This is a genomic window from Streptomyces sp. NPDC057253 (genome assembly GCF_042669125.1).
Lineage (GTDB): Bacteria > Actinomycetota > Actinomycetes > Streptomycetales > Streptomycetaceae > Streptomyces.
On sequence record NZ_JBHUXV010000067.1, the window covers coordinates 44,118 to 53,600 of the forward strand.

12 protein-coding genes are annotated in these 9,483 nt (G+C 73.0%); 5 read left to right on the plus strand and 7 right to left on the minus strand.

From position 1 onward, the window contains the following. Positions 1 to 35: 35 nt before the first annotated feature. Together ACFULQ_RS30405 and ACFULQ_RS30410 are read left to right on the plus strand one after the other, a co-directional pair. Positions 36 to 677, plus strand: coding sequence for a hypothetical protein (locus ACFULQ_RS30405; protein ID WP_383550015.1), 642 nt, complete (start codon positions 36 to 38; stop codon positions 675 to 677). A gap of 35 nt (positions 678 to 712) precedes the next feature. Next, positions 713 to 1,819, plus strand: a complete 1,107-nt coding sequence (locus ACFULQ_RS30410) for a GNAT family N-acetyltransferase (RefSeq protein ID WP_383550050.1) — start codon at positions 713 to 715, stop codon at positions 1,817 to 1,819. A 31-nt stretch (positions 1,820 to 1,850) separates the two neighbouring features. Here ACFULQ_RS30410 and ACFULQ_RS30415 read toward each other — a convergent pair whose 3' ends face one another. Then, positions 1,851 to 2,111 (minus strand): DUF4031 domain-containing protein, encoded by a 261-nt coding sequence (locus tag ACFULQ_RS30415; protein ID WP_383550018.1) that lies wholly within the window; start codon positions 2,109 to 2,111, stop codon positions 1,851 to 1,853. Beyond that, positions 2,108 to 2,488 (minus strand): hypothetical protein, encoded by a 381-nt coding sequence (locus tag ACFULQ_RS30420; protein WP_383550020.1) that lies wholly within the window; start codon positions 2,486 to 2,488, stop codon positions 2,108 to 2,110. Before ACFULQ_RS30420 ends, ACFULQ_RS30415 begins: the two co-directional genes overlap by 4 nt. Positions 2,489 to 2,543: 55 nt before the next feature. Between ACFULQ_RS30420 and ACFULQ_RS30425 the strand changes: the two genes are divergently transcribed. Both ACFULQ_RS30425 and murQ read left to right on the plus strand, forming a co-directional pair. Continuing rightward, positions 2,544 to 3,431, plus strand: coding sequence for a MurR/RpiR family transcriptional regulator (locus ACFULQ_RS30425; protein ID WP_383550023.1), 888 nt, complete (start codon positions 2,544 to 2,546; stop codon positions 3,429 to 3,431). Positions 3,432 to 3,525: 94 nt separating this feature from the next. Further along, on the plus strand, positions 3,526 to 4,458 hold the full coding sequence (gene murQ, locus ACFULQ_RS30430; RefSeq protein ID WP_383550026.1) for an N-acetylmuramic acid 6-phosphate etherase: 933 nt from the start codon (positions 3,526 to 3,528) through the stop codon (positions 4,456 to 4,458). 1 nt (position 4,459) lies between these two features. On the opposite strand, the gene ACFULQ_RS30435 is transcribed toward murQ, so the two are convergent. After that, positions 4,460 to 5,098, minus strand: coding sequence for a dihydrofolate reductase family protein (locus tag ACFULQ_RS30435; RefSeq protein ID WP_383550028.1), 639 nt, complete (start codon positions 5,096 to 5,098; stop codon positions 4,460 to 4,462). A 43-nt stretch (positions 5,099 to 5,141) separates the two neighbouring features. After that, positions 5,142 to 5,675: a class I SAM-dependent methyltransferase gene (locus ACFULQ_RS30440; RefSeq protein ID WP_383550031.1), complete on the minus strand. Its 534-nt coding sequence runs from the start codon at positions 5,673 to 5,675 to the stop codon at positions 5,142 to 5,144. Between the two features lie 40 nt (positions 5,676 to 5,715). Here ACFULQ_RS30440 and ACFULQ_RS30445 point away from each other — a divergent pair, with 40 nt between their 5' ends. Continuing rightward, complete coding sequence (locus tag ACFULQ_RS30445) at positions 5,716 to 6,285, plus strand: hypothetical protein (protein WP_383550034.1); 570 nt, start codon at positions 5,716 to 5,718, stop codon at positions 6,283 to 6,285. A gap of 4 nt (positions 6,286 to 6,289) precedes the next feature. Here the strand turns inward: ACFULQ_RS30445 and ACFULQ_RS30450 are convergent, their stop codons facing one another. From ACFULQ_RS30450 to ACFULQ_RS30460, 3 genes are all read right to left on the minus strand, one after another. Continuing rightward, positions 6,290 to 7,816 (minus strand): carboxylesterase/lipase family protein, encoded by a 1,527-nt coding sequence (locus tag ACFULQ_RS30450; RefSeq protein ID WP_383550036.1) that lies wholly within the window; start codon positions 7,814 to 7,816, stop codon positions 6,290 to 6,292. Between the two features lie 74 nt (positions 7,817 to 7,890). Further along, positions 7,891 to 8,754: a metallophosphoesterase family protein gene (locus ACFULQ_RS30455; RefSeq protein ID WP_383550039.1), complete on the minus strand. Its 864-nt coding sequence runs from the start codon at positions 8,752 to 8,754 to the stop codon at positions 7,891 to 7,893. A gap of 34 nt (positions 8,755 to 8,788) precedes the next feature. Continuing rightward, positions 8,789 to 9,397 (minus strand): GNAT family N-acetyltransferase, encoded by a 609-nt coding sequence (locus ACFULQ_RS30460; protein ID WP_383550041.1) that lies wholly within the window; start codon positions 9,395 to 9,397, stop codon positions 8,789 to 8,791. Between the last annotated feature and the right edge of the window lie 86 nt (positions 9,398 to 9,483).

Below are 9,483 nucleotides of genomic sequence, written 5' to 3' on the forward strand. Positions count from 1 at the left end.
ACCTGCCAGGGGGTGACCGGGGGGACAATGAGGCCATGGCCGATCTCGACGACCTCCGCGCCCGTTTCGCCGCCGCCCTGGACGGAGCGAGGGGCACCGGCGGCCCCGACCCGCTGCCGTACGCCGACAACCTCCTCGCCCGCTGGCAGGAACCGCAGCGCCGGTACCACACGCTCGCGCACCTCACGGCGGTCCTGGACCACATCGACGTACTGGAGACGCACGCGGACGACCCGCATCTGGTCCGTCTGGCCGCCTGGTTCCATGACGCCGTCTACCTCCCGGACCGCTCGGAGAACGAGGACCGCTCCGCCCGCCTCGCCGAACGCGCCCTCCCCGAAGCCGGCGTCCCGGACGCCGCCACCGCGGAGGTGGCCCGCCTCGTCCGCCTCACCACCACCCACGCCCCGGCCGAGGACGACCGCAACGGCCAGGTCCTGTGCGACGCCGACCTCGCGATCCTCGCCGCCCCGCCCTCCGGGTACGCCGCCTACACCGCCGCCGTACGCGAGGAGTACGGCTTCGTGCCGACCGACGCCTTCCGGGAGGGCCGGTCCGCGATCCTGCGTCAGCTGCTCGCCCTGCCCCGGCTGTTCCGGACGCCGTACGGCGTCCGGGAATGGGAGGCGACGGCCCGCTACAACCTCACGTCAGAGCTGGAAATGCTGTCGCTCTGAGGCGTCCGGGGTCATAGCCTGCCCGCATGGCAGACATGGGTGGGGACGTGGGCGGTCAACGGGTGACGGAGGCCGTCGCCGGCGCGGTGGCGGTGTTGGGGACGGTGGCGGACCGGGACTGGACGGCCGTGAAGCCGGCCGGGATGGAGTGGACCGTCCATGAGACGGCCTTCCACATCTGCGAGTGCCTGATCGGGTACGCGGCCAATCTGGCCGGAGGCGCGCAGGACGCCTACGTCCCGTTCGAGATCACGCTCGACGAGGGCACCGACAACACGGGCCTGCTGCACGTCCTGGACACGGGCGGCGCCCTGCTCGCCGCGGCGGTCCGCACCGCGCCCCGCGAGGCCCGCGCCTTCCACCCGTACCCCTTCCGCAGCGCGAACCGCGAGGGCTTCGCCGCGATGGGCATCGCCGAGGTCCTGCTGCACACGTACGACCTCGCGCGGGGCCTGGACATCGCCTACGAGCCGCCCGCCCACCTCCCCGAGTACGTCCTCACCCGGATCTTCCCCGAGGTGCAGCCGGGCCCCGACCCCTGGCGCACCCTCCTGTGGGCCACCGGCCGCGGCGACCTGCCGGGCCGCGCCCCGCGCACCGAGTGGCGCTGGAGCAACAACCTCGTCCTGCCCGCCGAGCGCCTCACCCTCCAGGGCGTCACCCCGGCCGCCGCAGCCGAGCTGGCCGCGGGCGGCGACGGCGGCTTCGCGTGGGTCGAGGACGGCCCCTTCGAGGGCACCCGGGAGGCCGCCGGCATGACCGTCAAGGCGTACGAAGCGGGCGTCCACCGCCCGGAGTTCGGCCTCTTCGTCCTCGTACGGCGCGAGGACGGCCGCGCCATCGGCGGCATGGGCTTCCACGGCGCCCCCGACGAGGACGGCCGCGCCGAGGTCGGCTACGACCTGGCCCCCTCCGCCCGCGGCCTCGGCTACGCCACGGAGGCGCTGCGCGCCCTGAGCGAGTGGGCCCTGGCCCGCGCCGACGTCCACAGCCTCTGCGCCACCATCGAACCCGACAACGCGCCCTCGCAGCGGGTGATCGCCCGCGCGGGCTTCGTCCGGGCGAGCGTGGAGGAGGAGCGGGCGTACGGCGAGAGGGAGACGGGCCTTCGCCTGTACGTGCTGACGGGCCCGACCGCCTGAGATCCGCTGCACGTCCTGCCCGGCCCGACCGCTAACGCCCCTTGGGCCGCCGCAACCCCGCCCCGTTGAGCAGCCGGACCACTTCCCGGCTGCTGACCTCCACCGCACCGGCCGCCACCACGTCGGCGTAGCGGTGTGCGGGGATGTCGTAGTGGTCGCGTTCGAAGGCCCGTCTCGGGACGCCCAACTCCTCGGCGAACGAGTGGAGTTCCTCGAAGGAGGTGTCGCTGACCAGGTGGGACCACATGCGGCCGTGGCCCGGCCAGGTCGGCGGGTCGATGTAGACGGTCACGAGGAGGGGGTCCCCATGGCGGTGCCGAGCGAGCCGATCGCCGCGACCTTCACGCCCGCCTTGTGGCACACCCAGTGCGGGTCGGCGCCGAGTTCCGGTTCGACCTCCAGGGCGTGCGGTTCGCCGGAGCCGCACACCGGGCACAGGGGCCAGCGGCCGTAGCGCTCCAGGAGGGCGTCCTGGACGTCCTGTGCGACCAGGCCCGCCACGAAATCCGCTCCCTCGGGCCACTGCTCCACCCACCAGCGCCGCTGTACGACGGAGTCCTCGACCATCGACACCACGTCCGCCGCGGCGACCTGGGCCGCCGCGAGGTCGGCGAGCACGAGGGCACGGGCGGTGTGCAGGGTCTGTTCCAGTGGACCTATGGACTCCATCCGTCCATTGTGCGCGCTCTTGACCACGGGCCGGAGCCGAAAATATCTTTCAGGTGTGCCCCAGGAAGTGAAGGAAATTTTCGGCAGCGCGCTCGCCGCGAAGGTGCGCACGCTGGGTCCGTCCATGACCCGTTCCATGCAGCGGGTCGCCGAGGCCGTGGCGAACGACCCCGCGGGCTGCGCGGCGCTCACCGTCACCGGCCTCGCGGAACTGACCGGGACGAGCGAGGCGACCGTCGTCCGCACGGCCCGGCTCCTCGGCTACCCCGGCTACCGCGACCTGCGGCTCGCCCTCGCCGGGCTGGCCGCCCAGCAGCAGTCCGGGCGGGCGCCCGCGATCACCACGGACATCGCGGTGGACGACCCGATCGCGGACGTGGTCGCCAAGCTCGCCTACGACGAGCAGCAGACCCTCGCGGACACCGCGGCCGGCCTGGACACCGTGCAGCTGGCGGCGGCGGTCGCCGCGACGGCCTCGGCCCGGCGGATCGACGTGTACGGGGTGGGGGCCTCGGGTCTCGTCGCGCAGGACCTCACGCAGAAGCTGCTGCGGATAGGGCTGATAGCGCAGGCGCACAGCGATCCGCACCTCGCGGTGACCAATGCGGTACAGCTGCGCGCGGGGGACGTCGCGATCGCCATCACGCACTCCGGGGCGACCGGGGACGTCATCGAGCCCTTGCGGGTCGCCTTCGAGCACGGGGCCACGACCGTCGCCATCACCGGGCGGCCGAGCGGGACGGTGGCGCAGTACGCCGACCATGTGCTGACCACGTCCACGGCCCGGGAGAGCGAGCTGCGGCCGGCGGCGATGTCGTCCCGGACGAGTCAGCTGCTGGTGGTGGACTGTCTGTTCGTGGGGGTGGCGCAGCGGACGTATGACACGGCGGCGCCCGCGCTGGCCGCGTCCTACGAGGCGCTGGCGCATCGGCACCGACGATAGACCGTGGGGATCTGCGGGTCCGTTGTGGCTGGTCGCGCAGTTCCTCGCGCCCCTGGGTAGATCACCGTCCCGCAGATCCGAAAGAGCTCCCCTCATGACCTCCACCTCCAACCCCCGTGACCTGCAAGCCCAGTTGGAGTCGCTGACCACCGAGGCCTTCCGGCCCGAGCTCGCCGACGTCGACCGGTTGCCGACGCTCGACATCGCCCGGCTGATGAACGGCGAGGACGCCTCCGTGCCCGCCGCGGTGTCCCGGCAGCTGCCGCGGATCGCCGCCGCCATCGACGCCGTCGCCGAGCGGATGGCCCGGGGCGGCCGACTGATCTACGCCGGCGCGGGCACCGCGGGCCGCCTCGGCGTGCTGGACGCCTCCGAGTGTCCGCCGACCTTCAACACGGACCCGGCGCAGGTCGTGGGCCTGATCGCGGGCGGCCCCGAGGCCATGGTCACCTCCGTGGAGGGCGCCGAGGACTCGGCGGAGCTGGCCCGGGCCGACCTGGACGGGCTCGCGCTGACGTCCCTGGACAGTGTGGTCGGGGTGTCGGCGTCCGGTCGTACCCCTTACGCCGTGGGCGCGGTGGAACACGCCCGCGCGCAGGGGGCGTTGACGGTCGGCCTGTCCTGCAACGCGGACAGCGCGCTCGCGGCGGCCGCCGAGCACGGCATCGAGGTGGTCGTCGGCCCCGAACTGCTCACCGGCTCGACCCGTCTGAAGGCCGGCACCGCGCAGAAGCTGGTCCTCAACATGCTGTCGACGATCACGATGATCCGCCTGGGCAAGACCTACGGGAACCTGATGGTCGACGTCCGCGCCTCCAACGACAAGCTGCGCGCCCGCTCCCGCCGGATCGTCGCCCTGGCCACCGGCGCCGACGACGAGGAGGTCGAGCGCGCGCTGGCCGCCACGGACGGCGAGGTGAAGCACGCGATCCTGACGATCCTGGCCGATGTCGACGGCCCCACGGCGGCCCGGCTGCTGGCGGAGTCGGGCGGCCATCTGCGGGCGGCGCTGTCGGCGACCCCCTGACTCACCGGCGCACCAGCACGGCGTGCGTGACCTTCGTCGAGCCGACCAGCTCGGTGACCCGGTAGCCGTCGATGCCGTCGCCCAGGTTGTCGAGCAGCCGCTCGCCGCGGCCGATGAGCATCGGCGCGATCACCAGGTGGAGCTCGTCGATCAGCCCGGCGCGCAGATACTGCCGGATGGTCGCCGCGCCGCCGCCGATCCGGACGTCCTTGCCGTCCGCGGCCTCGAAGGCGCGCCCGAGGACCGTCTCCGGTGCTTCGTCGGTGAAGTGGAAGGTGGTCCCGCCGGCCATCTCCAGCGCCGGACGCGGGTGGTGGGTGTGGACGAAGACGTCGTGGTGGTACGGCGGATTGTCGCCCCACCAGCCCTGCCAGGACTCGTCCTCCCACGCCCCGCGCTGCGGCCCGAACATGTTCCGCCCCATGATCGTGGCGCCGATGTTCTCGTCACCGCGGACGAAGTACTCGACATCGGTGCCGCCCTTCCCGGCGGCGAGGTCCTCCGTAGCACCGACGAACCAACTGTGCAGCTCGTCGCCCCAGCCGACACCGTCGCCGAAGGGGGCGTCCAGCCGCTGGTTCGGACCGGCCATGAAGCCGTCCAGGGAAACCGTCACGTTGTGCACACGAACCTTGGCCATGATCGCCGCCTCTCTCGGTGAAGTCCTCTCACCTGTGCGTCGATCACAGCCTCACGGGATCGACACCCGGACGCACTTTTTTCCAGACGAGGGTGTAGCGCCAGAAGAGCCGACGCCCCGGACCAGCTCTGTACGGGGCCTCCGACTGCCGGGTCACGGCGGTCATCTCTTTGGTCCTGCGCCCCCGGTCCCTGACCCACCCGACGACCGGGTTGAGAAGGACGGAGACGAGCCCGAGCAACTGCTGGCGAGTTGCCGCCGGAAGTAGCCGAGCGTCTCGGTCAGAGGGAGGGCCGCCTCGGTCGTACGACAGCCCGTCCGCGACCGCGTAGACGACGGGGAGGTCGGGGTCGGTCGACCTCCTCGCCGCGTCGATGATCCGGCTGTCGCTGTCGATGCCGTGGACGTGTGCCGCGCGGGTGGCCAGCAGGCGGACGAGGTCCCCGGCACCGCAGCCGACGTCGAGGGCGCGCTCGAAGCGGCGGGGCAACCGGCGCAGGAGCCACGGGTGGTAGTGGGCGTTGTGGGACCAGGGCCAGGCGGCGTTCAGCCGGGCGAGGGCGTCCAGGAGAGGCATGGGCCCATTTCAACAGGGTCCCGGCGCCTACCCTGGAGACATGAACCACGCCCAGCTCACCGCCCTGGGCCGTGCCCTGCGCCTTCTCGGCGAGCACGGCGACGCGCTCAGCGGTGACACCCCGGACGCCAAGCTGCACGAGATGAAGGCCGACCTCAAGCGGGCCCTGGACCTGCTGGAGGACAGCGTCACCGCCGCCGCCCCCACCACCCGCTGCGCCGAGCATCCGGGCGGCCCGGTCGACGAGAACGCCCCCGACCTGTGCCTGCTGTGCGAGACCCGGCGCCGGGCGGCCCGGCGCGCCGAGATCAACGGCCCCGGCGCCCGCCCGAGGACCGCGGGGCCCGCCCCCTCCCGCTACGGCGTCCGCGAGGACCGGCCCCAGCCCCAGCAGCGCTGGCTGCCGGAGCAGTGGACCGGCCAGGAGTGGCAGCTGTGCGGGACACCGAGGCGTGACCGGCACGAGGCCGAGCTCTACCTCGCCGCGCAGCGTCGGGGACCGCGCGCGGCGATGGCGTACCGGCTCGTCCACGAGTTCACCGACTACGAGGTGCTGCGGGTGTGGGGCACCCCGGTGAAGGTGGACATCGAGCCCCTCGGCAATCTCTGACGCCCTACTTGAGCAGCGGGAGCGCCGCGAAGTCGTACGCCTCCCACAGTCGCCGCGACACCTCCTCCGGGTACGGCCGCACCTCCGGCTCCACGTCCAGGACCTGCGTCAGCCGCCCGCCCGGCACCTCGTACGCCGGCCACCCCGGGTCCCCGCTGCGCGCGAACCCCGTCCACGCCGACTGGAAGCGGGCGGTCAGTGCCCTCGCCTCGGGCGGTACCCCGGCTCCCATGAACAGGAAGGCGCCGAGGTCCGCCTCGTACGTACCGAACAGCAGCGGGATGTCCAGCCCGTGGCACGCGCCCAGCGCGCCGCCCAACGCCGGTGCGGGCCAGGTCAGTTCGTACAGGTGGGCCTGGCCGCCGCCCGCGATCTGCGCCTCCGCCAGCCGCTGGGTCGGCATGTTGAACAGCCAGTCCGTCTGGACGCGTTCGTAGAGTTCGCTCGGTGAGGCGTCCGGGAAGGCCGCCCGGTAGGCGCGCTCCCCGTCCGGGCCCGGTGCGAACATCCGCAGCGCGGCGGCCGCCTGCTCCTCGGTGATCCTGCCGAGCCGGTCGGCCATGGCGAGGAAGAGCCGGTACTCGTCCCGGTTGTGCCCGACGAGCAGCTCCACGTCCCGCCCCGCGCCCGCCGCCAGCGCCTCCCACGGCGTGCACGGCAGCACCTCGCCGTCGACGACCGGGGAGAAGGGCGTGACGGTGGGAGCGACCCGCCCCCACCGGTCGTCGTACTCGCGCATCCGCAGGCTCAACCGCTCGCCCACCGCGGGGAGTTCACGCGGGTCCACGGATGCCAGCGCATCGGCCGCGGGAGCGAGCCCCGCCTCCTTGCCGAGCTCCACCGCGATGTCCCGGGCCAGCTCCGCCGAGAAGTACGTACCGGGCACGCTCTGCGCGATCGCCCGCCCGAACAGCCCCCGCGCGCTCGGCATCGCCAGCAGGGACGCCACCGACCCCGCTCCCGCGGACTCCCCGAACACCGTGACCTGCCCCGGATCGCCGCCGAAGGCCGCGATGTTGTCCCGCACCCACTCCAGTGCCGCGACCTGATCCAGCAGCCCCCGGTTCGCGGGCGCCCCCTCCAGCAGGGCGAACCCCTCCATGCCCACGCGGTAGTTGAGGGTGACGACGACCACGTCACCGGCGCGCGCGAGGTGTTGGGCGTCGTAGCCGGGGCTGCCCGCGTGACCCAGCTTGTAGGCGCCGCCGTAGATCCACACCATCACCGGGCGGCGGGCCGCCGGGTCAGGGGCCGGCGTCCAGACGTTGACGGTCAGCCAGTCGTCGCCGGTGGGGGCGTCCAGTACGGCTCTACGGCCCTGGAAGGCGGACTCCTGCGGGGGCGGCGGGCCGAAGGCGTACGCCTCCCGGACCCCCTCCCAGCTCCGCACCGGCCGCGGCGCCCGGAACCGGGCCTCGCCCACCGGCGGTTCGGCGAAGGGGATGCCCCGGAAGACCCCGAGACCGCCCTCCTCACGTCCGCGCACCGCACCGGCCGTGGTGCGCACTTCGAGAGACCCAGCTGACGTCATCGTCGAACTCCTCGGGAGTGGGGGCTGCTCGTCCCACTCCAGCCGACGTCCCTTGCCTGAGTCAACCAAGTCGGTCAGGGTCCGTGCTCCTCCACCACCGCCCGGGTGCGCTCCTCGTCCAGCTGGTACACCGTCTCGTGAGCCCGCGGGTCCCGGGCGTGGAAGGTGTGGAACATCGGACTCGCCGGCCCGCCCAGCTCCACCAGCGAGGCGGAGGCGCCCCGCACCGCGCGCTCGGTGCCGTACGGCGTCGTCAGGTCGATCCGGTTGACCACCCCCGGCGTCACCCACACCGGCACCGACTCCAGCAGCCCGAAGAGCTGGAGGTGGTAGTGCCCGGTCAGCACGACCCGTACGTCACTCCCGCGGATCGCCGCCGCCAACTCCTCGGGGTTGAGCAGTCCGAAGACCGGCTGGGTGACGGACAGACCGAGACTGATCGGCGGATGGTGGAGGGCGAGGACCGTGCCGTGCTCGGCCGGGGTGCCCAACACCCCCCGCAACCAGTCCAGTTGGGCCGCGCCGATACGGCCGTACACCTTGCCCGGCACGAGCGAGTCGAGGGTGACGAACCGGTAGCCGCCGACCGTGCTCACCGCGGCCCGCTCCGCCGCGTCCGTCTCCAGCACCGCCTCGGGCTCGGCATGCCCGCTGCCCAGCACCTTGCCGAAGGCCTCGCGCTCGTCGTGGTTGCCGGTGGTGTAGAAGACGGGGGCGCCCAGGGGCCGGGCGAACTCCCCGACGAGCTCCCGCACCACCGCGTACGCCTCGGCATCCCCCGCGTTGGCGATGTCCCCGGTCACGACGACCGCGTCGACGTCCCGCAGATGCCGCAGCTCGGCGAGCATCAGCCGCAGTGAGTCGGTGGCGTTGACGCCGTTGCGGTTCGGGGCGTCGGTGCGCTCGACGTGGGTGTCCGAGAGCTGGAGTGTCCGCATGTCACGCCACGCTAGCGGGAGTTGGGGCCCGGCGTCAGCGCGCCGGCCGCCACATGGTGGTGACGACCTGGCCACCGGCGAGCCGGATCTCGTCCCGCACCCCGAAGCCGACGCTCTCGTAGCGCTTGAGGTTGGCGGGGTTGGTCGACTCCAGGTAGGCGGGTGCGCCGAGTTCGTCGACCCGTCGGAGCCCCTCGGCGAGCAGCCCCATGCCGAGGCCCTTGCCGCGATGGTCGGCGTGGGTGCCGAGAATGGTGAGGTAGCAGAACGGCTCGGCGGGATGAACCGCCTCGAACCGCTCCCCGACCTCCATGATCGCCCGAGCGGTTCCGGGATCGGTGGCCGCCGCCAACTCCCCCTCCAGCCCGGCCGCCTCCTCCACCGTGAGCTCGACCCCGCCCGGCGGAATCCAGACAGCGGCGGCTTCCCCGCCGTCCGTCACGAGGCTCCACGGATACCGGACGGCGGAGGCGGCATAGACCCGCCACATGACAGCGGCCTGCTGGGCGCGCCGGGCCTGGTCCGGGAAGGCGGCCCCCCAGACGGGGTCGTGGAAGAAGGCGCTGGTGAAGACGGAGACGATCGAGTCGACGTCGGCGGGGGTGGCGACGCGGGCGCGGACAGGGGCGGGTACGTGGCTCATGGGTCCCATTCTCAGCCGGTCCAGCGACATCCAGCCCGTCCGGCGTTTGAGGACGAGGCCCTTCGGGCCGATGGGGGTCTGGGGGC